Here is a 23,642-nt window from a genome sequence, read left to right on the forward strand (position 1 = left end):
GGGAATGATTAAGAGGTGGTTATGGAGTGACAGAACTAGACAAACTAAGAAACCAAATAGACCATTGGGATCAACAACTGGTAAAAGCCTTTGAAGGTCGTTTAGAAACAGTGATGGAGATTCTGGAATATAAACGAAAAGCAGGACTACCTATTTATGATAGAAGTAGGGAAGAAAAAGTCATAAAACGAATATTAGGGAAATTAAACAAACCTGAATTTAAACAAGAAACAGAAACCTTATTTCGACAAATCATTGCCATCAGCAAAAAAATCCAATCTAAAACCCTCTTCCCCTTTAATATCGTCTTAATAGGTTTTATGGGGACGGGAAAAACTACAATAGGGAAGCTTTTATCCAAGGGTTTAGATATGGAGTTTGTAGATTTAGATACATTGATCGAAGAACGATTGGGCATGAAGATTTCCCAGTACTTTGAAAAAGAAGGTGAAGCTGCTTTTCGAAAGGTGGAGAAGGCCATCGTAGAGGAAGTAAGTTCTCGTGCAAATATCGTCATCTCCTGTGGGGGAGGAGTGGTGTTGGATCAAGAAAATATTGCGAATCTAAAAAAGAATGGCAAGCTCCTGCTACTACAAGCGAAGGTAGAGACAGTTCTTGAACGACTAAAAGAAGATGATACTCGCCCCCTCTTAAAAGCTCAAGACCTTGTTGTCAAGATTAAAGATTTATTAGATGCACGGGGAAGTCTATATATTAAATCCGCTGACTATGTTTTTGATACTGATGGTAAAAAACCACAAGATATTGTAGATGAAGTAATTAAAAGACTTCTTAATCACTAATTGATGGAATAAAAGTCTGATTAATTTGTCAATACATGCATGATACTAAAAGCTAAATTTAAACAAAAAAGTATTTTTTAGAAAAAAATAGATTTTAGAAAGAATTTTTGAAAAATTGAAGGTATTTGGGATTTTTCATAGAATAATATACAGTGCATCCAAAATATATTAAGCTAGTTCATGAAAAGGGGGCAACATTACAATGGAAGTATTAAAAGTATCAGCAAAATCAAACCCAAATTCTGTAGCAGGAGCACTAGCTGGAGTTCTTAGGGAACGTGGCGCAGCCGAAATCCAAGCTATTGGAGCAGGTGCTCTAAATCAAGCAGTTAAAGCAGTGGCAATCGCACGAGGTTTCGTAGCTCCAAGTGGATTAGATTTGATCTGTGTCCCTGCTTTTACGGATATTATCATTGATGGTGAAGAAAGAACTGCCATTAAGCTAATTGTAGAACCAAGATAATTAAGTTACTGATACAAAGTCTGCTAGAGGATAGCAGACTTTTTTCTGTAAAAGGCAGTAAAGTAATTAGTTGGAAGTTTCTTATAGATTCATAGGAGCTTGGGGATAATAAAAAAGTATACTATTTAACCTTTAAAGGAGATTATGTATGAGATATATTGATATGCACACCCATACCACAGCCTCCGATGGAGTACTGTCTCCCAAAGAAATTATTGACTATGCCATCGAAAAGGAGCTACAGGGAATAGCTATAACGGATCATGATACGGTAGCAGGTATAGCAGAAGCTATTGCTTATGGAGATTCCAAAGAGGATTTTCTTGTAATTCCTGGAATTGAATTGAGCACCGATCATGAAGGAGAAGAAATTCATATTTTAGGGTACATGATAGATTATAAAGATAAAGACTTTTTAAACCTTCTAAATCTGTTGAAGAACGAACGCAGGGAAAGGGCAATAAAAATTATTAAGAAGTTAAATGCCCTAGGTTTTACGATGACATTTGAAGAAGTAAAGAAACTGACGGAGGATGGAAATATCGGTAGGCCTCATATAGCAAAGGTCATGATTGAAAAAGGTTATGTATCTAATGTAAAACTCGCCTTTGAAAAATACTTGAATAAGGATGGACCAGCCTTTGTGCCCAGATATAAAATTACTCCAGCAGAAGCAATAAAGGAAATTAAACGAGTTGGAGGCTATGCAGTTGTAGCCCATCCTGGTCTAATTAGATACAATCATACATTACAACAAATCATCGAGGCTGGGATAGATGGTATTGAAGTCTTTCATCCTGATAATAGTGATACAAAATATGACTATTATATGGGCTTAGCAGAGAAGAACGGGTTGTTTATTACAGGAGGTTCAGATTTTCATCACCCTCCAGCTAGGGAAACCCATCATGGGGACTTGGGGTGTGTTAGAGTCCCCACCGACTATATTGAAGTGATGTTACACGAACAAAAATAAAATAATCGAGAATAATATAAAGAAAATATAATAATTTTAATTTGCTTGAGTCCTAGAAAAACAAAGAAAAATTTGTTAAAATATGAATGAATGAATTATATTACTTAGAAAAAAACTATTGACTATGCCATGGAGGGAAAAAAATGAATATTAAACTCTCGGAAAAAAATCAAAAAATTGCTGCATCAGTAACATTAGCCATTGATTCAAAGGCTAAGCAAATGCAGGCGGAAGGCATTAATGTAATCAGTTTTGGTGTTGGTGAGCCAGATTTCAATACACCTGATCATATTAAAAAGGCGGCTATCGAAGCTATGGATAAAGGGATCACTAGATATACAGCGGCTTCTGGTCTACCAAAATTTAGAGAAGCTATTTGTACAAAGCTTAAGGAAGATAACGGTGTAGAGTACACTCCAGATCAAATTGTTGTATCAAATGGAGCTAAGCAATCATTGTTTAATTCTCTACAAGCAATTTGTAATCCAGGGGACGAAGTTATAGTTCCTGTTCCATATTGGGTAAGCTATGTAGAGTTGGTGAAAATGGCAGATGCGGTGCCAGTATTTGTAGAATCTACTGAAGCAACAGAATTCAAAATCCGTAAAGAAGATCTTTTAGCTGCTATTACACCGAAAACAAAAGCTCTATTATTAAATAGTCCATCAAATCCAACAGGCTCTCTATATACTAGAGAAGAGTTAGAAGCGATTGCAGAGGTGGCAGTTGAAAAGAATATTATTATTATAGCAGATGAGATTTATGAAAAATTAGCCTATGACGGGGCTGAACATATTAGTATTGCCAGTTTAAATGAAAAGATTAAAGACTTAACCATCATTATTAATGGGATGTCTAAGGCATATGCCATGACAGGATGGAGAATTGGATACACAGCGTCCAACTCCCAAATCGCAAAAATCATGGGTAACTACCAAAGCCACGCTACTTCTCATCCAAATACAATTGCTCAATATGCCAGTATTGAAGCGTTATTAGGGGATCAGACACCTGTTGAGGATATGAGACAGGCATTTGATGAGAGAAGAAAATTCATGGTAGAAAGAATCAATAGTATAGACAATATTTCCTGTATTACTCCAAAAGGTGCTTTCTATGTAATGATGAACATTACTCAATTAATGGGTAAAGAAATCAAAGGTAGAAAGATTAATGGATCAATGGACTTTGCTTCTTTAATATTAGAGGAAGGAAATGTCGCTTTAGTTCCAGGAGTTGCTTTTGGAATAGAAGGATTTGTTCGTCTTTCTTATGCTAACTCAATCGAGAACATCAAAGAAGGATTGAACCGTATTGAAGCAATTATAAAGGCTTAGATAATGGTATTACTTCTCTTGAGATAATAAAAAGAACCTAAGGAAATCGGGTAATGCTGATTTTCTTTCGTTCTTTTTTGAATGACATGCCAGTAGGCGAAGATTAGTCCTAAAAGTAGATAATGAAAGGAGTATGAAAAAATGAGTAGACCAACCTATCAAAATCCATTAATAGAGAGATATTCTAGTAAAGAAATGACTTACATTTTTTCACCAGATAACAAATTTATTACTTGGAGAAAATTATGGATCGCTTTAGCGGAATCTCAAAAAGAGATGGGGCTGAATATTACTGATGAGCAAATTGAGGAACTGAAGGCAAACCGAGATCATATCAATTATGACGTAGCCATTCAAAGAGAGAAGGAAACAAGACATGATGTTATGTCCCATGTTTTCGCCTATGGACAACAATGTCCTAAAGCAAAGGGGATTATCCATTTAGGAGCCACCAGTGCGTTTGTTGGAGATAATACGGATGTAATTGTTATGAGGGATGCCCTAAAGCTTATCAAAGTAAAAATGGTCAACCTATTCAATGTTTTAGCTAATTTCTGTGATGAATACAAGGATTTACCGACACTTGGATTTACTCATTTTCAACCTGCACAGCTGACAACAGTAGGAAAGCGGGCTACTCTATGGTTGCATGATCTACTAATGGATTTTGAAAACCTAGAGTATCAACTGGACCGAATGAAGCTAAGGGGTGTTAAAGGTACGACCGGTACACAAGCAAGCTTCTACAATTTATTCAACAATAACCATGAAAAAGTTAAAGAACTAGAAGGGCGAGTAGCCAATAAAATGGGTTTCAATAAGACCTTCCCTGTTACTGGACAAACCTACTCTAGAAAACTTGACAACGAGGTTTTAGCAATATTAAGCGGAATCGCTCAAAGCTTGCATAAGATGACGAATGATTTAAGAATTCTCCAAAGCCTAAAGGAAATCGAAGAGCCATTTGAGAAAAATCAAATCGGGTCTTCTGCAATGGCATATAAGCGAAATCCAATGAGAAGTGAGAGAATCGCCTCCTTAGCAAGATATGTTATGGCCTCCACTCAAAATACAGCAATGACTGTATCTACCCAATGGTTTGAAAGAACCCTTGATGATTCTGCCAATAGAAGAATTGTTCTCCCAGAAGCTTTTATGGCGACAGACGCAATTTTAGATATTGCCATCAATGTGAGCAACGGACTAGTGGTATACGAAAAGATGATTCAACAACATATCAGCAATGAACTTCCCTTCATGGCTACTGAGAACATCCTAATGGAGGCAGTAAAGCAGGGGGGAGATCGTCAAGAACTTCATGAAAAAATAAGAGTTCATTCTATGGAGGCAGCAAAACAAGTTAAGATTGAAGGGAAGTCAAATGACTTGATTCAAAGGATTCAAGAGGATGCTGATTTTAACTTAACTAAAGAACAATTAGACGAGCTGATGGATGCAAGAAATTTTGTTGGTAGAGCGCCAGAACAGGTTGTGGATTTTCTTAAAGAATATATATATCCTATAGTAAATGCTAATAGAGACTTGATCGGAATAGAAGTTGATTTAAAGGTTTAAATTTCAATAATCCCAAGTAGCCTACGGGCTACTTTTTTTCTTTTTGGATAACAACATGGTAAAGTAAAGGATCATCAGACGAAAAGTAATAAATGAATTACATAGATCCAAGGTGTATCATTTAGCAGAGTATTTGTATATATTAAACATACAGAAAATTATAAAAATAATAATATTAAAAGTTTAACCTTCATATGTCGAATAATTTGGTAAATTTTATAAACTTTTAACAAGGAAATTTTACTGGTGAATATTGTCTTTAATGAGGGAATAGTATATTATAAATATAGGAAATTTTTATTTATTTTGGGAAAATTATATTTTTGCATATGAAATATGAAGAATTCAACATTTAATATTCAGAATATTAAATATTTAATAAGTCATAATCCTAAGACGACCCAATGATTAATTGTTAAGGCTTTATTCTTTAATAAAAAAGGAGGGGTTGAAGATGAGTTCTGCAACAATCTTAAATGTATTAGAACGCTGTATATTTTGTAGCTCAACTAACATAAGAGATGGCGTACCCTTTAATAGCATGGTTACTCTAAAAACCGATCACTTTGCCAGTCATCAAACCTACGCTGATATCTGTATGGACTGTGGGAGTATTCTTAGAAACTATATTGAGACAGGTAAAACAAGATCTTCTTTTATTAAATTATAATCTATTATTGTTTTGTTTAGAAACATGCTTAAAACAAACTTAATAGTGTCGCTTATCAAAACATTAACGAATAACTTAGAGTGTAATAATTTCATCTGTGTACTTGACTTGATCTATGTAGCTCTAGGATTCTCTCCTGATAAAGGGGAAAATCCCTTAATATCAACAGGAGGTGTTTTACTTGAGAATCGAGCAACATCCAATTTTAGATTTCAAAAGAGGAAAAAAAATAACCTTTACCTTTGATGGAAAACAAATGAAGGGCTATGAGGGAGAAACGATTGCAGCAGCATTACATGCGGCTGGGGTAAAGTCATTAAGCCACAGTATTCATCTACATCGACCTAGAGGTCTATATTGTGCTATTGGAAATTGTGCTTCTTGCATCATGGAAGTCAATGGAGAACCCAATGTAAGGATTTGTGTAGAACCTCTAATTGATGGTATGGTGGTCAATACACAATCGGGAAAGGGGGAGCTAAAATGAGGACAGTTGAGCTCTTAGTCGTTGGCGGTGGTCCAGCAGGCCTGTGTGCTGCCATCCAGGCTGCTGAAATGGGAAGTAGTGTTATATTAGTAGAAAGAAGTCAACATTTAGGTGGGCAGTTAATTAAGCAAACCCATATGTTCTTTGGCTCTGAGAAGCAATACGCTTCAAAAAGAGGATTTGATATATCAAATATTTTGTTGGACAAGATCGCATCCCTTGAAAAAATTACTTTGATGCAGAGTACAACTGTCATGGGGATTTATGAAGATGGTGTTGTTACTTTAGAGCATAAGGGTGAGTACATAAAAGTACTTCCCAAAGCCACTATTGTTGCTACTGGAGCCAGCGAGAAAACCCTAGCTTTTCCCAATAATGACTTACCTGGGATTTATGGAGCTGGTGCAGTTCAAACATTAATGAATGAATATGGAATCAAACCTGGTAATCGAGTAGTGATGGTGGGAGCAGGAAATATTGGACTGATCGTAAGTTATCAATTGATGCAGGCAGGGGTTGAAGTTGCAGCAATAGTTGAAGGAGGCCCCAAAATAGGAGGATATTTAGTTCATGCTTCAAAGGTTCGACGAATGGGGGTTCCTATCCTTACTAGACATACAATTAAGTCTGCCCACGGTAAAGAAGTCCTTGAAAAAGTTACTTTGTGGCAATTAGATGATCAATGGAATGGAATACCAGGTACAGAAATAGAATTTGGAGTAGATGTTATGTGTATAGCTGTAGGGCTAGCTCCTTTATCAGAGCTTTTATGGCAAGCAGGTTGTCAAATGAAGTTCATTGAATCTTTAGGAGGATACGTACCAACAAGGGACGAAAACCTTCAGACCTCTGTAAAGGGTCTATTTGTGGCTGGAGACGTATCTGGAGTTGAAGAGGCCAGTAGTGCGATGGTGGAGGGATATTTAGCAGGAATGTCAGCGGCATCATATTTAGGATATAAGCTATATAATATGAATGAAGTAAAGGAAAATTTACTGAACCAGCTGGATTCGTTGCGTCATGGTCAGATGGGAGAAAAAATTCGCAAGGGCATAGCTGAATTGCAGATTGAACATGAGGCAGCGGCTTCGGTAGATGCTTAAAGATCAAAGGGGGGTGCAAAATGTTAGAAGTTACTGGAATACCAACAGTGGAAGATATAGAAAAAGTTTTTCCATCTAAAGAAAGATTAAAAATAGGACCAGTGGTGGTAATGGAGTGTTTTCAAAATATACCATGTAATCCATGCTATACAGCCTGTAAGACTGGTGCAATTAAGGAATTTGAAGATATTAACGATCTACCGACAGTAGATCAATCCCTATGTAACGGATGTGGCTTATGTATCAGTAACTGCCCCGGTTTATCCATAATGGTGGTGGATATGACTTATTCGGAGGAGGAGGCCCTTATAAAAATACCCTATGAGTTCTTACCGCTACCAGAGATAGGAGAAACCGTAAAGGGGCTGGATAGAGAAGGTAAAGTAGTCTGTGAAGTTAAGGTGGTTAAGGTGCTTAGGGGAAAGTCTCTGGATAAAACTCCCATTATTTCACTGGCAGTTGATAAAGAATACGTCAAAATAGTGAGAAATATAAGATTGGGGGAATAGGGTGATGGAGAATATTACTTTTATTTGTAGATGCTCAGATCTGACCCTTCAAGATATCAGGGATTTGATCAATAAGGGTTATAATACTTTTGACGAGTTGAAACGAATCAGCAGAGTGGGAATGGGACCATGTCAAGGAAGAACCTGTTTGCCATTAGTTTTAAGAGAACTATCTATTGCCACTGGAAAACCAATTTCAGAACTCTGTCCTGGTACCTTTAGACCACCAATCAAGTCAATAAAGTTGGGGGCTATAGCCGACCACACATTAGAAGAGGGAGGCGAAGTAAATCATGTTTAAACAAACTGCCGAAGTAGTCATCATAGGTGGTGGAATTTCCGGAGTTGCAATCGCCTACAATTTAGCTAAGAAAGGTGTTAAAGACATCGTTGTAATAGAAAGGGAATACTTAACCAGTGGAGCAACAGGCCGCTGTGGAGCAGGAGTCCGTCAGCAATGGGGGACTGAAATGAACTGTCTCATGGCAAAATTCTCCTGTGATTTCTTTGAAAACGCAACGGAAGAGTTACAATATGATGGAAATATCGAATTTAAGCAAGGGGGTTACTTAATCCTTTCCAGTACTGAAAATGAGCATGAACAATTTAAGAAAAATGTACAGCTACAAAACAGTTTAGGAATTCCTTCAAAGCTTTTGACTTTGGATGAGGCAAAGGAAATCGTTCCCTTTTTAGATACAGATGGACTAGTAAGTGCAACCTACTGCGAAAAGGATGGACACTTAAATCCCTTCCATACTACCCAGGCCTATGCAGATGCAGCTAAACGATTGGGAGTAAAAATCTACACCTTTACCAAGGTGACGGGAATTATCGCTGAAAATGGAAAGATTAAGGGTGTTAAGACAACTAGAGGAGATATCGCTACAAATATCGTAATAAATGCAGCTGGAGGTTATGCTCAAAATATTGCTAAAATGGTGGGGGTTGAGCTTCCGTTATTCTCAGAAAGACATCAAATCCTTGTAACAGAGCAAATCGAACCAATCTTAGGTCCAATGGTGATGTCCTTCTCTTTAAATCTTTACTGTCAACAGGCTCCCCATGGTGCATTTCTTATGGGTAGAAGTGATGAAGGTGAACCAAGGGATTTAAGAGTTACATCTGGATGGCATTTTTTAGAGGAAATGGCAAAGACAATTACGAAAGTACTGCCTCCATTGAGGGATCTGCGTTTCCTCCGTCAATGGGCTGGACTATATAATATGTCGCCAGATCGTCAGCCGATTTATGGTGCAGTGGATGAAGTTGAGGGCTTCTACGTGGCAGCTGGTTTCAGTGGTCATGGATTTATGTTGGCTCCTGCTACTGGGGTTTTAATGGCTGAACTTATTCTTGGGGAAGATACTACTTTGCCGATTGATATGCTTCATGTTAATCGCTTTGAACAAGGCAAGTTAATCTTCGAACCATCGGTGGTGTAAAAATTCAATCCTATAGAAAGACCTCCAATTATGAAAATATGGATATAGTCAATACTATATGCTATAGACTAAATTGGAGGTTTTTATATGAAGGTTAATGGTAAGATATTTGCTTGGGAAGAAGGATTAACAGTACAGGAATTACTAAAAAAGTTAGATTATTCCCATACTGGACTCATTCTATCTGTAAATGATATGGTTATTTCAAGTGGGGACTATGCATCCCACATATTGGAGAAAGAAGACGATGTGAAGATTGTACATCCGATTGTTGGCGGATAAATCAGTATGCCACAGAGTACTATACTCAAATCTAAGAGAGCATGATTTAAGAAAAAAACATGAATCAAATATTCATGTAATGAGGTTGTTAAAGACAAAAGATATTCATATTCAGAAGGACTAATGGGTTTAGTGTAGAATAAATAGAAAAGTTTAAATATAAATATAATTATCATTTTGAAGGGAAGGGGAGTAGACAAGATATTATGACGAAAAAAGAAAAAGTATCTTTAATACAATGTAGAACCTATGATTATAATGTTGTTAAGGAATCTATCCTACAGAGTTTTGAACATCTTGGAGGAATTGAAAAGTACATAGATAAAGGAGATAAAGTTCTTTTAAAACTCAACCTTTTAATGAAGAAGAAACCAGAAGAGGCGGCTACCACCCATCCTATCTTTACAAAGGCATTGGCTGAGGTCTTAATCCAGTACGGGGCTACAGTGATCATTGGAGATAGCCCTGGGGGGCCCTTTACTGAAAGAATGCTCAAAGGGGTTTATCGAGTGTGTGGAATAAACAAAATAGCTGAGGAGACTGGGGCGATACTGAACTACAATACCAATGGCGTTGTCGTATCAAACCCAGATGCTAAATATCTAAAGTCATTAACTGTAACAGAGATGATTCAAGAGGTGGATAAAGTAATCTCTGTTTCAAAACTAAAAACCCATGGGCTTGCTGTATTTACTGGAGCGGTGAAGAATATGTTCGGAATTGTACCAGGTCTCATAAAGGCGGAGTATCATTTAACCATGCCTGAAATAGAAGAGTTCTCAGATGCCCTTGTGGATATTTGTTTGTGTGGAAAACCCACTCTGTCCTTTATGGATGGAATTGTTGGGATGGAGGGACATGGACCGTCGGCAGGGGACCCAAGGGAGGTGGGGGCAGTCATCGCCTCAACTAGTCCCTATCATTTAGATGTTGTGGCAACCTCCATCATCAACCTAAAACCTAGCGATGTACCCACTATTAAGAGGTGTATGGAGAGGGGGATTTGCTCTGGAAAGGTTGAGGACATTGAGATTATAGGAGAAGAAATAAACAAGTTCTTGATAAAGGATTTTGTGATCCCAGAAACTAGGACAATAAAGCTAGTAAAGGATTGGATGCCTCCCTTTGTAAAGAGTGCTATTGATAATTTAACTAGACCTAGACCTGTCTTTAACCATAAGGATTGTATTGGTTGTCGAGATTGTGAGGAAGCCTGTCCTCCAAAGGTCATCGCCATGAAGGATCATAGACCAATTGTGAGATTAGATGATTGCATCAGATGTTTCTGTTGTCAAGAGCTGTGTCCTAAGAAGGCTGTGGAGGTTCATAGACCGTGGATGTTGAGGCAGATGACAAAGTTTTAAGATAAAGTATATTGAGCTGTAGATGGATGATGTCTGTCTACAGCTTTTTTATATACTGCTAAGTTTTTAAAGAATATTAAAAGGATTCAGGCAATCGATGTCGAACTATTAGCGACACAGGAAAAGTTAAGCCATTTCTCTCATAAAGAGTGATATTGAATATTTGAGGGTTTGAATTTCATTCCTTTAAAGAAAGGATCAATCAAAATGACTATTTGAGTAATCAAAATTTTTTTATAGCCTCCATCATATAACAGGGGGTTCCAGTGGGGCAAGGCTAGATAGAGATTTAAAAAAAATATTGAGGAGGAACAATATGAGAGATTATTTTAACATATTTAATGAAATTGTAGAACTTATGCATAATGACTATGCTGGAAAGGATGAAAAAGTTGGTTGGGATAAGCCGGAACTATTCCGTAGTCGAATAATTGAACTTATGGATTCTAATCAACTTAATGATGAAGATTTCTACTACTTAGTAGATGATTACCTTTCAGGTTTTAAAGATGGTCACTTAATTTGGATTGCAAATGGAGGGGCTATGAAAAATTGCGGTTTTCTCGTTAGACGGTATGATAATAAACTTTATGTAGTAGATGTATCATTAGATCAAACAATTGTAAAAAAAGGCTGGCAAATTGTTGAAGTAGATGGTATTGATATTGAGGTCTTTGCTAATGACAATAGAAGAAAACTAAAAAGTGAAATCCTAGAAAGAGAAAAATGGTTTTGCGTGATTTCCAATGCCAATACAATTACTTTTCAGTTAAATAACGGAGAAAGACTAAATTATAATGTACAAAACTATTCATTTAAAAGAAGAGAGCCAAAATATGAGATGAAAATGTTTAATGACAAAATACTACATATGTGCTTTGAAGATTTCGCCAACCCTGATGCTATTTTGAAACTTGTGTCACAAAATAAATCTCTAATGGAGCAGACCCCTTATTGGATTATTGATGTAAGAAAAAATGGTGGTGGTTCAGATTCTGCTTATTACCCACTATTACCATATATATTTTCAAAGGGAGAAACAAGAAAATCTGATGATATTTATTTTTTAATGACTGAAAGGAATTGTGATACACGTGTTGCGTTCCTAGAGGAGTACAGTAAAAACCTGGATGCTAAGGAGGGAATTCAAGAGTATATCAGAATAATGAAAACTAATCGTGGAAAAGGATTTGTAAAGATTGATTCCTTTGACTCCGTAATGCGATCATTTGATGAAACGTCAGTAAATCCTAAACATGTTGTTGTTATAACAGATATATATTGTGGTAGTTCTGGAGATCAATTTATATATGATGTAAAACAGGCAAATAAGGTCACGGTGATTGGTAGACCAACTGCTGGCATTCTAGACTATAGTAATTTAACTTCAATCAAAATTGATGAAGTATTTCATCTGATGTATCCCACATCAAAGTTGGGAAATGTGGTTGAAAATCGTTTTACATACAATGGTATTGAGCCTGATATCTATATTCCATGGACTCCAGAACACATTGAAAGGGATGTAGACTTAGAAGAAGCTTTGAAGATTTTAGATAGTCTAAATTAGATAGATTTCCATTTAGATCGAAAAAAGGGGGATAAAACATGAGATTAGGGATCATTGGACCTACTGAGAGAGAAATAATGCCTTTTATCAATAAACTTGATGATAAGCAACTACATAGCCATGCAATGATCAATTTTTACGTTGGTAACTTTGAGAATATCGAAGTGGTAGCTGCTTTTTCAGGGGTTTGTAAGGTTAATGCTGCCATTGCTACACAGATTATGATAGATAAGTTTGATGTTACACAGCTGATATTAACAGGGGTGGCGGGGGCATTATGTGACAGTCTACAAATAGGGGATATCGTTATAGGTTCTGAGATAGCTTATCACGATGTTGCTAAAGGGATCTTGACGGAGTATCATCCTTGGATGGAGGATATTTATTTTAAACCAGATACAACATTGATGCACTGGGCTGAGGATTTATCTAAGTCAGACCAGTTTAAGGATAGATGCCATATAGGAAGAATCATCACTGGTGAGGCATTTATTACTGAAAAGGAGCGGGATTTATTGATTGAAGCGTTCGAGCCCTTGTGTGTAGATATGGAGAGTGCCAGTTTTGCCCATGTATGCTATGCAAACAGCATCCCATTTCTTGTGATTCGTTCAATTTCTGATCTTGCAAATGAAGATGGTTCTGATTCATTTGAGAAGAATATGGAGGTAGCAGCACTCAATTCAATAATCCTAGTAGAGGAGATCATTAAAAGAGTCAACAAACCTTAAGTAATGATGAGTGTAGATATTGGCATTTAATTATGCTAACGAAAGGAAAGTGCCTTATGAAAAATACACGTTTAATATTTATAGCTGGCATGAGTGGAGCAGGGAAATCGACAACTACTCAGCGAATCAGCAATCAATTAAAAAATAATAATGTAAAATATATCTGGCTTCATTGTTTTAAGCAAATGAATGAATTTTTAAGCAAATGAATGAAGAAAAAGTCATCCAGGTAAAAGGTAACTACAACTGGAGTATAGTTGGAGAAACATTGATTAGACAAAAGAATGGTACTACAGAAACATAATGATATGATCCTTTGGTTGAAACACTTACTAATCTACGCTATTATGTAATAGCAACTTAAGGATTTAATTTTGATTTTTTAAATCATTAATAAGGATTGCTGATCTTTAGAAACAACAGGAGGAAAGAGACATGGAAATGACAAACTATAAATGTCCACTGTGCGGATTCACATATCAGGTCCCAGCATACTGGAGCGAATTCTCACCAGAGGAAGAATTGGAAATGGAGCATTTTGACCTAGAAGCAAAGGAAATGTGTAGTGAATTAAAATTAAAGCTAGTTAAAGAATAGTTTTATTTTGAAGTGTAGTTTTATAGATGACAGCCACCCTAAACGAATATACAAATTCCATAGGGTGACTGTCTTCTTTATTTAAATCTCTGCCCCCAAAATAGCAACATACTGATTATTAAAAGCAAACCTTCTACCATCCCATTTTAATGTGGTTAGAAGATACCCCAATACGTCGGCAGAATACCTGCCAGAAATCCTCTGATTTGCCTGTAATTCATATACCCCATTAGTATCAAAATCTATTGGATAAAGTCCGCTTATAGGGCTAACAAATCCATCTATTGGTTCTTTAAGTATTCCATTTTCATCATATATTTCATTAAGATAATCAGAGTCTCTGTTATAGGAAATATCAATCAGATATTTTAATCCTTTGGTGAGATTGACTACTTCAACTTTGTAGTAATTCTGGTAGATTACTTGATAATCATAAGCATTATTAAAAATATTGTAGTCAAATAGCAACCTAGGCACATTTCCCACGTAAGAATAAATGTAATAAAACATCATGCCACCACTGCCACCTGAGAAAATACTTATAAAGATATCTTTGACTCCATCGCCAGTAAAATCCCCCAGAAATAAAGTTGGATTATATCCAATATTACTTTTAAGAGGAATATAATTTACATAGCCTGTTCTGCCATCCTGGATCACAAGGGTAATGTTCTGTACTAAAGGACTATCAGGAGTTTTTATACCCGTAAGATAAACTACATCTGGAACTCCGTCACCAGTGACATCTCCTCTTTGTACGGAAATAATCATAGAATTCATAGAAGGGTTAAGGTTTAAAGAAATAGGATTATATGGGTTGTTATAGTACATAGTTTTTACCTCCAAGCTAATATTTTTTAGTTTATTATATGTTTGTTAGGGAGAGGATGCCCACCTATGACATAAAAAACATATAATACATTAACAAACTTCAAGAACATAGAGCTAAGAGAGAGGTGCTTTAATATGAGTAGACTCAATCCAGAAAAACTCAGTGTAGAATTCCGCCCCCCAGTTACTGCAACAGAGCCAATCGTGCCAAGGCGATACACCCTAACTCATTCAGATATCACTGCAGAATTATTCCTCACCATTGGGCCTCAGTATGCGTATGAAAAAATTAATGAGATGAGGGACGAAGTGTTGGCGGAGTGGCGACCCAATAACGGATTTTACTTCCTTTACGTATATGTCTTCGTAGGAAACTATGGACCAGGCATCAACGCAATACGGAATAACATTTTTAGACGAGAGCTTCCCTTAGCACTGGAGGCAATTGTCTATGGTGATCGTCAGTTTTATACTGTGTATCCCCAACTACTAAATGCTCCAATATATATTTATTTTGATTCATCGGACCCCTCCTACAATCGTTATGAGTATTGGGGAACCCCTTCGGATTATCTTTCTCCTCAACCCAAAGGATCTTTATAATAGAATTTTAAAAAGCCCAAATGAGTGATAAACTCTTTGGGCTTTTTTTAGATTCTATATATCATTACCGTTCCTTAGGAACATCTTGCTTATTCGCCTTCATGGGGTATATTTTAGTCAGAAAAATAATGAATCCATAAAGAATAGATAGAGTCACAAAAATTCCTGTCATACCTGCCCCCATCACCCTTAAAGCTATATAAACATGATTCATATTCATCATCTAAAACCTCCGATCTATGGGATAAGATAAATGATTAAACCACCTGCAATCACAGAAGCAATTTGTCCAGCAACATTTGCTCCTACTGTGTGCATCAAGATAAAATTTTGCTTGTCTTCCTGTAGTGCCATTTTATGTATTACCCTCGCCGACATAGGAAAAGCTGATATACCCGCTGCCCCCACCATCGGGTTGATTTTGTTTTTTGTAAACAGATTTAAAAACTTGACGAAGAAAACCCCGAAAACAGTATCAAAGATAAAGGCCACCAGACCAAGCCCAATGATTATAAAAGTCTCAGTAGTTACAAAACTTGCAGCCTGCATCTTTGCAGCAATAGTAATCCCCAGTAGTATGGTGATCAAATTTACCAACTCATTTTGGGCTGTTTTAGATAGTGAATTCAATACTCCACTTTCCCTTATGAGATTTCCAAACATCAGCATACCGATTAGAGATATGGAAGTGGGGGCTAGGAAGCCTGCAACCATTGTTACGCCAATAGGAAATAGAATCTTTGCCGTCTTGGATACTTCCTTTGCATGATAGGGCATACGTATTTTCCGTTCTTCAGTGGTCGTGACCAATCTAATGGCAAAGGGTTGTATGATGGGAACCAAAGCCATATAGGAGTAGGCGGCAACTGTGATAGTCCCTAAATACTTACTTTCAAAGAAATTCGCAACGAAAATGGAGGTAGGTCCATCTGCAGCTCCTATAATTCCAATGGAGGCAGCATCCCTTAAGCTAAACCCTAATATTACTGCCAATAAAAGGGTTCCAAATATGCCAAATTGCGCCGCAGCACCAAAAAAAATCATTTTAGGATTTGAAAGCAGGGGACCAAAATCAATCATAGCACCGATTCCTATGAATAACAACAAGGGAAATAATTCAGACGAGATTCCTATTCGAAATAATACATCTATAATTCCCTCGATCTCACCATATCCAGGGATGTTTTGAGTGATGGCAGTGGAAAAGGGGATATTGACGATAATTGCTCCAAAACCAATGGGTAGTAGTAGCGCAGGTTCGTAATCCTTTTTTATAGCTAAGTAAATCAGTATAGCGCCTATTAACCACATTACTCCCTGTTGCCATGTAAATGCTAAAATACCAGTAGTCAAGAAATCCAGATACATAACTTATCCTCTCCTTCTGATATTGGTATTTACATCAAGGTAAATTTTTATACTAGATATCTTAATAAATTGCGTTTAAAATAAAAAAGCCCAAAAGAGAGGGGGAAATTCTCCTTTGGGTTTAACTTTGTTATGATATTATTCTTCAGTAGGGCTTTGAGACTTCTTCAACGGAAATGTCTTAACCAGTAAAATGATAAATACATATAGGATTGATAGGGTTGCAAAAATTCCTGTCATACCAGCCCCCATAACCTTCAACGATATATAAACTTCTTCCATATTCATAATTATAGACCTCCTATCCTATCGTACAAGATAAATAATTAATCCACCAGCAATAACAGATGCAATTTGTCCTGCAACGTTGGCACCAACAGTATGCATCAAGATAAAGTTTTGTTTATCCTCCTGCAATGCCATTTTATGAATTACCCTAGCCGACATAGGGAAGGCAGAAATCCCTGCAGCCCCCACCATAGGGTTAATTTTGTTGGAGGTAAATAGGTTTAAGAACTTAACAAATAGAACTCCAAAAACAGTATCAAAGATAAAGGCAACTAATCCAAGAGCGATGATGATAAAGGTTTCAAGTGTTACAAAATCAACTGCCTTCATCTTAGATGCAATAGTGATTCCCAGTAGAATGGTAATGAGGTTAACAAGCTCATTTTGAGCTGTCTTAGATAGGGAATTCAACACGCCACTTTCCCTCATAAGATTACCAAACATCAGCATACCAATTAGAGAAATAGAGGTTGGCGCTATAAAGCCTGCCACTATAGTCACTCCTATAGGGAATAATATCTTAGCAGTCTTAGATACTTCCTTTGCATGATAAGGCATACGGATTTGTCTTTCAGCCTTTGTAGTTACCAGTTTAATGGCAAAGGGTTGAATAATGGGAACCAGTGCCATATAGGAATAGGCCGCCACCGTGATGGCTCCTAAGTATTGACTTTTAAAGTAATTTGCTACGAAAATGGATGTTGGACCATCGGCTGCACCTATGATCCCAATAGAGGCTGCATCCTTTATACCAAACCCCAACATAACTGCCAGTAATAGGGTTCCAAATATACCAAACTGAGCCGCAGCTCCGAAGAAAATCATTTTCGGATTAGATAAAAGGGGTCCAAAGTCAATCATAGCACCAATCCCGATAAATAACAATAGAGGGAAGACCTCTGATGCAATACCCACTTTAAATAAATAGTCTATAATTCCTTCAATCTCACCATAGCCAGGAATAACTTGTGTAATGGCATTGGAAAATGGAATATTAACGATAATTGCACCAAAACCAATTGGTAATAATAAAGCTGGTTCGTAATCTTTTTTAATAGCCAGGTAAATAAGGGTTGCACCAATCAGCCACATGACCGCTTGTTGCCAAGTAAAGGCCATTATACCTTGAGTCAAAAAATCCAGATACATTGTTTAACCACTCCTTTTAAATTTGTAGGCACGGGCTTGTTTTTTTGAACAAAAAAAGCAAGCCTTAAACCAATATTTTGGTAAAAGTCTCGCTATTTACTGTGAATACCGGACTGAATCAGTCGTGATGACGATATTCACACGGTGTGGACCGTAGCTACTCCCTATTTACAACCTCAGTATAGCAGAAAATTTTTCATGAATCAAGATGATTTGGAAACAACAAACCTAAAAAACAATAAAAAAAATTAATACCTAATCCTGTTTAGTAAATATCTATTCTTACTTAATAACTTAATATCCAATACAACAGCTTTCTCGTTAAAGTAGTCTATTACCATTTTAAGACTTTATGTTTATATGTATATTAATAAATGTAGAATGCTATATAATAGAATATAGCAAATGAGTTATAAATAAATGGAAACAACAAAGTAGAGGAGGAGGATAAAATGGCGAAGCATCTAATAGTAATCTCTATAGATGCCTTTTCAGAGGATCATTGGGAAGAGGCAAAAAAGTTACCGAACTTATCCTACTTAATTAACAACGGCAGCTCTAGTAGAGAGCTAAAGAGTGTTTTCCCAACCCTCACATATACAGTTCATACAACAATGGTAACGGGGGTCTATCCTAACAAACATGGCATTATCCACAATCATCCTTTTCAACCCTTTGTACCAGAGAAGGAGCGGAACTGGTATTGGTATCAAAAGGATGTTCAAGTCCCAACGATATATGACCTAGCAAAGGCAAATAAGCTGACGACAGCAGGACTCCTGTGGCCTGTTACGGGTAAGTCTACCATTAAATATAATTTACCAGAAGTAAAAGCCATTAAAAAAGAAAATCAAGTCCTCAAACTTTTGAAGACTGGAAATCTCCTTTACTGCCTTGATCTTGAACTCAGACTTGGGAGATATAGAGCGGGATTTAAACAACACCAATTGGATGATTACATTACCCTATTGACGACAGACACCATTAAAAGAAGAAAACCCAATTTATTGATGGTGCATCTTATTGAGTTGGACAACGCTAAGCATCATCATAGAATAGATGGGAAAGAGGTAAAGGTTGCCCTAGCTCGGCTGGATAAAAGGGTTGGGGATATCATCAAAGCTGTTGAAAAGGCTAAGATTCAAGATGAAACGGTAATTATGGTTTTGGGGGATCATGGACATTTCAACGTAGATTGCATGGTGCATCTAAATAATCTACTAAAGGATAAAGGACTAATCTATGAAGAAAAGGGAAGGATGGAATGGCGAGCATACCTTCAGAGTACTGGTGGAAATGCATATCTTCATATCAAAGATGGGGATACAGAAGCGGAACGGATCGCCATCGATATCTTAAATGATGCTATGGAGACAGAGAAATATGGTATAGATGAAATCTATGGTTCCTCAGTATTGGAGACCTTACGTGGACATAAGGACATCAAGTACGTTGTTGAGGCCAAGGTCGGCTATGCCTTTGATGATGCTCTTAAACTGCCTACAGTGGAAAATTTTCTAGAAGCAGGAATCAAGTACGCCACCCATGGATATTCACCAGAAAAGCCAAACTACAAATGCAATTTTATTGTGGCTGGAAGGGATATCAAGAAGGGATATCATCTTGGCCCAATGGAGATGGTGGATATTGCGCCTACGATGGCGAAGATACTAGGGCTAGATTTTTATCAGTGTGATGGGGAAGTTTTGGAACGGGTTTTTCAAAAAAAATAGATACTTAATCTTTCAATTGGATTTAATCTTATTGACCTGGTTGATTACAACTAGGTTCTTTTTAATTGTAACGAAACAAACGTATAGCAACTGCAGTTTCTTCTTTAATCGTATTAGGATTAGGTGCTTATGTTTCCTAGGAAAGTAGGTCAAAAAAGATAATAGAAGTTATATAAGTTGAAGATTTTTATTGAAATAAAAAGGAAAAAAATGAAGGGATTTGCCAATAGATAAGGAAATTTATATATTATTAAATAGTAATGGGAACTCTCAAGGTTTTTTAAATTGGTCTACTATAATGGATCAATAATAGAGTTTAAGAAGGAAATGTAATCGTTAATAGACATAGTGCGACTGTTGTAATAGGTTTACTAGATATTTATCGGGTCAGGGAATTGGTAGAAGATTGCTTGAAGAACTGAATCAATGGGCAATCGATCATGAGATTAGTAGGCTTGGATTAACTGTTTTGTCTAGCAATGAAAATGCAATAAATCTTTATAAGAAAATGGGTTTTAAGATTGAGAGAACAAAAGAGAAATCTTGCTTAATTGATGGAGTATCTGTAGATGAGTATTATATAGGGAAAATATTAGCCTAACCTCTATTTAATAGCCAGATAGAGTACAAATTAATAGTGTTTGAACCATAACATAGAATCGTATTAGGGGGATACAATTATACAAAGAGCAGATGAAATTGAAGCATGGATGGCGAAGAGAACATAGAAAAACTAAAAATGCAGCAAAAGAAAGAGGGAGATAGGGAATGGAGATCAGTATAGTATATCGTAAACCAATATCTGAAGAAATTAACAAAATAAGTGAGTTTATTGCGGTACTCAATAGTCAAGTAGAAAATCATATTGGTTATTGTGGTGATGTTACTGAAGAAATAGCATATTCGATTAAAGAAGACCTAACTGATCTGGCTTTTGAAGATAGTTTTGTAATAGCTGTAGAAAATGGTGTAATTGTAGGAGTAGTAGGTATCGATGTTGACATTGAAAATACTAACGTAGAAATGTGGGGACCTTTTACATTAGAATCAAAATGGGATATCGTAGAAAATCTATGGACTAAAATATTAGAAAGAATCCCACCTGAGATTGAAACCATCAGTATGTTCCTAAATAAGAAAAATATAAGATGTATTGATTTTGCAATTTCAAAGGGATTTAAAAAAAATTCTGAATTAAATATCCTCAAATATCATAAAAAGGATGTTATAAAACAGCAGGTAACTTCTATAGAGGAGTTGACACCAAAATATCAAAATGATATGAAAATACTTCATGATAGGGTATTTCCTAATACATACTATAATGGGCAACAAATTGTTGATAGAATTAGCCCTCATAAAAAAGTATTTATCTATGTTGAAGAAGGTCAATTTATAGGCTATATTCACGTGGAAGCAATGCCAGAATTTGGCGAGGGTAGTATAGAATTTTTTGCTGTAGAGGAAGAAAATAGGGGGAAAGGGATAGGTTTTAAACTCATAACAATGGCGGTGCAATGGTTATTTTCTTTTGAAAGTATCGAAGAAATCATTCTTTGCGTAAATAGCCGTGAAGAAAAGGCAATCAACCTTTATGAAAAAATTGGATTTAATAAAAAGCATGAGTTAATTTATTACACTAGATTTAAGTAATTAACTATTGAATCAACCTAAAAATAAAATATATTCACAAAGCTATAGTTGGTTAAGAAATTTAAAATGTTCTTAACCAACTTTTTTGATTTAAAAAATTTTGGGAATTAGCCGATTAAGTGACCTCAATCACAGAGTAAGACATTGATAAGTGGTATAAATTATATATGAGAAACATTATCATTCGTTTGATTTCCTGTTTAGGAAATATATTATCAGAAAAACCAGGTATATCATAATTAAGACTAATCATATAAATTTAATTTTATTAGAAAGGGTGATTTAATATGAAAAAAGAAATAACCTACATTACGATTGATGGTAGAGAAGAGCATGAATCCTTTAGGGATTGCATTACTAAGGCAGTTGCGGGTTTAAAACCAAATGAAGGAATACACGTTATCAAAGATTTCGAGCCTTTCCCAATGTATAAAATGATGGAATCAAAGGGATTTGACAGATATGTAGAAAAAACTAACGAAGAAGAATACCATGTCTACTTTACTCCAAGGGAAGAATTGGGTAAGATAAAGATGGGAGAGTACTTAAATTTAGATAATAAAAAAATCGAGAAAATTATGTGGATTAAGCTTAATTATCTAAAGGGAAAAATTTCTTTAGAAAATGCTAAAAAAGAAATGAGGGAATCTTTTAATGAAGTAACCCCTCAGGAGTTTGCCATCTGCGAACAATATCTTCAACAGTACGGTATATCAGATGATGAATTAGCAGAAAGAATGGAAGAGATATTAGAAATTTTTGATGGAATTTTAGTAAGTAACAAATTAGAGCTACCAGAAGGACATCCTATTAGAACATATCTTGATGAAGTAGTTGCCATTAGAAAAGTTCTTAGTGAAATGAAAGTTCTTAAAGAAAAGAAGCTTATTAAAAATCAATGGGCTGAACTCTATGATAAACTAGAAAACATCAATATTCATTTTGCTAGGAAACAAAATCAATTGTACCCTGCTTTAGAGGCTAAGGGATTTGATAAGCCTTCAAAGGTGATGTGGACACTGGAGAATAATATTAGAAATATTATCAAACAAGCGAAGGGTTACATGGAGGCGGATGAAGACCAGCAATTTTTAAGTATTCAAGGTGAAGTCATTGAAATGGTAGAGGATATGATGGTAAAAGAGGAGGAGATCCTTTATCCTACTTCTATGGATCTTCTAACTGATGAGGATTTTGTAGAAATGAGAAAAGGGGACGACGAAATCGGTTATTGTCTCATAGAACAACCACAATCCTATGGAAATAATATTGACAAAATACCCACAGACTCTTCAGATAAAGAATTGTTAAAGGATTTAGCGCTTGTGCTTGAAAAACACGGAGTTCTTAATTCAACATCAAATGATGAAGTATTAGATGTTAGTCAAGGAAAGCTAACACTAGAACAGATCAATCTAATCTTCAAACATCTACAGGTGGATTTATCATATGTGGATGAAAATGAAATCGTCAAATTTTATAGTGATACCAAGCATCGGGTATTCCCAAGAAGTGCTGGTGTAATAGGACGAAAGGTACAAAACTGCCACCCAAGGGAAAGTGTTGGTACTGTCGAGGAAATCATCCGTGCATTTCGAAATGGAGAGCAGGATGAAGCTGAGTTCTGGTTGGAGATTGGTGGGAAATTCATCTATATTATTTACAATGCTGTTCGTGATGAGGGTGGAAACTTTAGAGGTGTACTAGAAATGATGCAGGACGTTACCCGTATCAGGAGCCTAGAGGGTAGTCAACGGCTTTTATCTTGGAGTAACAAAAAAGAGGAAGCGTTAGAAGATAAGAAAGATAAAAATGAAAGTAAAGTAGACAAAGATAGTAAAGATAAATTAGAAATTATAGAAGTGAAAAACGAGTACAACATTACAAAAGAAACGATTATTGGGGATGTAGTAAAGAAATATCCTTTTATTAAAGATTTTCTATTTGAATTATCACCTAAATTTAGCAAACTAAAGAATCCAATCATCTTTAAGACAATGTCTTTTGTTGCAACATTGGAGATGATTAGTGAACGAGGCGGATTTGAAGTTCAAGACCTTATTGGTAAAATTGTAAAGGAAATTGATACTAAAAAGTAAAAGGTT

General features: G+C 36.1%; 27 protein-coding genes. 22 read left to right on the plus strand and 5 right to left on the minus strand.

What is annotated here, in order from left to right:
* Nucleotides 1–26: 26 nt before the first annotated feature.
* From JOC73_RS01220 to JOC73_RS01300, 17 genes are all read left to right on the plus strand, one after another.
* The gene (locus JOC73_RS01220; RefSeq protein ID WP_204400011.1) at nt 27–803 is read left to right on the plus strand and encodes a shikimate kinase; all 777 of its coding nucleotides are present in this window, start codon (nt 27–29) and stop codon (nt 801–803) included.
* Between the two features lie 202 nt (nt 804–1,005).
* A complete protein-coding gene (gene spoVS / locus JOC73_RS01225) occupies nt 1,006–1,266 on the plus strand; it encodes a stage V sporulation protein S (protein ID WP_204400012.1) in 261 nt (86 codons plus the stop codon).
* Nucleotides 1,267–1,414: 148 nt separating this feature from the next.
* Nucleotides 1,415–2,242, plus strand: a complete 828-nt coding sequence (locus JOC73_RS01230) for a PHP domain-containing protein (protein ID WP_204400013.1) — start codon at nt 1,415–1,417, stop codon at nt 2,240–2,242.
* A 143-nt stretch (nt 2,243–2,385) separates the two neighbouring features.
* The gene (locus JOC73_RS01235) at nt 2,386–3,579 is read left to right on the plus strand and encodes a pyridoxal phosphate-dependent aminotransferase (RefSeq protein ID WP_207755025.1); all 1,194 of its coding nucleotides are present in this window, start codon (nt 2,386–2,388) and stop codon (nt 3,577–3,579) included.
* A gap of 141 nt (nt 3,580–3,720) precedes the next feature.
* Complete coding sequence (gene purB, locus JOC73_RS01240; protein ID WP_204400014.1) at nt 3,721–5,154, plus strand: adenylosuccinate lyase; 1,434 nt, start codon at nt 3,721–3,723, stop codon at nt 5,152–5,154.
* Between the two features lie 454 nt (nt 5,155–5,608).
* On the plus strand, nt 5,609–5,824 hold the full coding sequence (locus tag JOC73_RS01245) for a hypothetical protein (protein WP_204400015.1): 216 nt from the start codon (nt 5,609–5,611) through the stop codon (nt 5,822–5,824).
* 181 nt (nt 5,825–6,005) lie between these two features.
* Entirely contained in the window at nt 6,006–6,311 is a 306-nt protein-coding gene (locus JOC73_RS01250) for a (2Fe-2S)-binding protein (RefSeq protein ID WP_204400016.1), read from the plus strand.
* Nucleotides 6,308–7,414, plus strand: a complete 1,107-nt coding sequence (locus JOC73_RS01255; RefSeq protein WP_204400017.1) for an NAD(P)/FAD-dependent oxidoreductase — start codon at nt 6,308–6,310, stop codon at nt 7,412–7,414. The genes JOC73_RS01250 and JOC73_RS01255 overlap by 4 nt, the downstream gene beginning before the upstream one ends.
* A 20-nt stretch (nt 7,415–7,434) precedes the next feature.
* The gene (locus JOC73_RS01260; RefSeq protein ID WP_204400018.1) at nt 7,435–7,923 is read left to right on the plus strand and encodes a 4Fe-4S binding protein; all 489 of its coding nucleotides are present in this window, start codon (nt 7,435–7,437) and stop codon (nt 7,921–7,923) included.
* 4 nt (nt 7,924–7,927) lie between these two features.
* The gene (locus JOC73_RS01265; protein ID WP_204400019.1) at nt 7,928–8,224 is read left to right on the plus strand and encodes a (2Fe-2S)-binding protein; all 297 of its coding nucleotides are present in this window, start codon (nt 7,928–7,930) and stop codon (nt 8,222–8,224) included.
* On the plus strand, nt 8,217–9,368 hold the full coding sequence (locus tag JOC73_RS01270) for an NAD(P)/FAD-dependent oxidoreductase (protein WP_204400020.1): 1,152 nt from the start codon (nt 8,217–8,219) through the stop codon (nt 9,366–9,368). The genes JOC73_RS01265 and JOC73_RS01270 overlap by 8 nt, the downstream gene beginning before the upstream one ends.
* Nucleotides 9,369–9,455: 87 nt before the next feature.
* On the plus strand, nt 9,456–9,650 hold the full coding sequence (gene thiS, locus JOC73_RS01275; RefSeq protein ID WP_204400021.1) for a sulfur carrier protein ThiS: 195 nt from the start codon (nt 9,456–9,458) through the stop codon (nt 9,648–9,650).
* A gap of 206 nt (nt 9,651–9,856) precedes the next feature.
* Nucleotides 9,857–11,014, plus strand: coding sequence for a DUF362 domain-containing protein (locus JOC73_RS01280; RefSeq protein WP_204400022.1), 1,158 nt, complete (start codon nt 9,857–9,859; stop codon nt 11,012–11,014).
* A gap of 316 nt (nt 11,015–11,330) precedes the next feature.
* A complete protein-coding gene (locus tag JOC73_RS01285; protein WP_204400023.1) occupies nt 11,331–12,584 on the plus strand; it encodes a S41 family peptidase in 1,254 nt (417 codons plus the stop codon).
* Between the two features lie 38 nt (nt 12,585–12,622).
* A complete protein-coding gene (locus tag JOC73_RS01290) occupies nt 12,623–13,315 on the plus strand; it encodes a 5'-methylthioadenosine/adenosylhomocysteine nucleosidase (RefSeq protein ID WP_204400024.1) in 693 nt (230 codons plus the stop codon).
* A gap of 56 nt (nt 13,316–13,371) precedes the next feature.
* Nucleotides 13,372–13,524, plus strand: coding sequence for a nucleoside-triphosphatase (locus JOC73_RS15485; RefSeq protein WP_204400025.1), 153 nt, complete (start codon nt 13,372–13,374; stop codon nt 13,522–13,524).
* Between the two features lie 226 nt (nt 13,525–13,750).
* On the plus strand, nt 13,751–13,912 hold the full coding sequence (locus JOC73_RS01300) for a hypothetical protein (protein WP_204400026.1): 162 nt from the start codon (nt 13,751–13,753) through the stop codon (nt 13,910–13,912).
* A gap of 81 nt (nt 13,913–13,993) precedes the next feature.
* Here the strand turns inward: JOC73_RS01300 and JOC73_RS01305 are convergent, their stop codons facing one another.
* Nucleotides 13,994–14,743: an FG-GAP repeat domain-containing protein gene (locus tag JOC73_RS01305; protein ID WP_243427820.1), complete on the minus strand. Its 750-nt coding sequence runs from the start codon at nt 14,741–14,743 to the stop codon at nt 13,994–13,996.
* Nucleotides 14,744–14,878: 135 nt separating this feature from the next.
* On the opposite strand from JOC73_RS01305, the gene JOC73_RS01310 reads away from it, so the two are divergent.
* Nucleotides 14,879–15,346, plus strand: coding sequence for a staygreen family protein (locus tag JOC73_RS01310; RefSeq protein WP_204400027.1), 468 nt, complete (start codon nt 14,879–14,881; stop codon nt 15,344–15,346).
* Between the two features lie 64 nt (nt 15,347–15,410).
* On the opposite strand, the gene JOC73_RS01315 is transcribed toward JOC73_RS01310, so the two are convergent.
* The 4 genes from JOC73_RS01315 to JOC73_RS01330 all read right to left on the minus strand — a co-directional run bounded on the left by JOC73_RS01315 (nt 15,411) and on the right by JOC73_RS01330 (nt 18,151).
* Nucleotides 15,411–15,569 carry a hypothetical protein gene (locus tag JOC73_RS01315; protein WP_204400140.1) on the minus strand — a complete coding sequence of 53 codons (159 nt, stop codon included), beginning with the start codon at nt 15,567–15,569 and terminating at the stop codon, nt 15,411–15,413.
* Between the two features lie 14 nt (nt 15,570–15,583).
* Nucleotides 15,584–16,714 (minus strand): sodium ion-translocating decarboxylase subunit beta, encoded by a 1,131-nt coding sequence (locus JOC73_RS01320; RefSeq protein ID WP_330613044.1) that lies wholly within the window; start codon nt 16,712–16,714, stop codon nt 15,584–15,586.
* A 138-nt stretch (nt 16,715–16,852) separates the two neighbouring features.
* On the minus strand, nt 16,853–17,002 hold the full coding sequence (locus tag JOC73_RS01325; RefSeq protein ID WP_204400028.1) for an OadG-related small transporter subunit: 150 nt from the start codon (nt 17,000–17,002) through the stop codon (nt 16,853–16,855).
* Nucleotides 17,003–17,020: 18 nt separating this feature from the next.
* Entirely contained in the window at nt 17,021–18,151 is a 1,131-nt protein-coding gene (locus JOC73_RS01330) for a sodium ion-translocating decarboxylase subunit beta (RefSeq protein WP_330613046.1), read from the minus strand.
* Between the two features lie 452 nt (nt 18,152–18,603).
* Here JOC73_RS01330 and JOC73_RS01335 point away from each other — a divergent pair, with 452 nt between their 5' ends.
* The 4 genes from JOC73_RS01335 (at nt 18,604) to JOC73_RS01350 (ending at nt 23,636) form a co-directional block, all read left to right on the plus strand.
* Nucleotides 18,604–19,884, plus strand: a complete 1,281-nt coding sequence (locus JOC73_RS01335) for an alkaline phosphatase family protein (RefSeq protein ID WP_204400029.1) — start codon at nt 18,604–18,606, stop codon at nt 19,882–19,884.
* A gap of 394 nt (nt 19,885–20,278) precedes the next feature.
* Nucleotides 20,279–20,485: a GNAT family N-acetyltransferase gene (locus JOC73_RS01340; RefSeq protein ID WP_330613053.1), complete on the plus strand. Its 207-nt coding sequence runs from the start codon at nt 20,279–20,281 to the stop codon at nt 20,483–20,485.
* Between the two features lie 167 nt (nt 20,486–20,652).
* Nucleotides 20,653–21,537, plus strand: coding sequence for a GNAT family N-acetyltransferase (locus tag JOC73_RS01345; RefSeq protein ID WP_204400031.1), 885 nt, complete (start codon nt 20,653–20,655; stop codon nt 21,535–21,537).
* A 287-nt stretch (nt 21,538–21,824) separates the two neighbouring features.
* Nucleotides 21,825–23,636: a PAS domain-containing protein gene (locus JOC73_RS01350; protein WP_204400032.1), complete on the plus strand. Its 1,812-nt coding sequence runs from the start codon at nt 21,825–21,827 to the stop codon at nt 23,634–23,636.
* Nucleotides 23,637–23,642 lie beyond the last annotated feature (6 nt).

This window comes from Alkaliphilus hydrothermalis (genome assembly GCF_016908555.1).
In the GTDB taxonomy this organism is placed as follows: Bacteria; Bacillota; Clostridia; order Peptostreptococcales; family Natronincolaceae; genus Alkaliphilus; species Alkaliphilus hydrothermalis.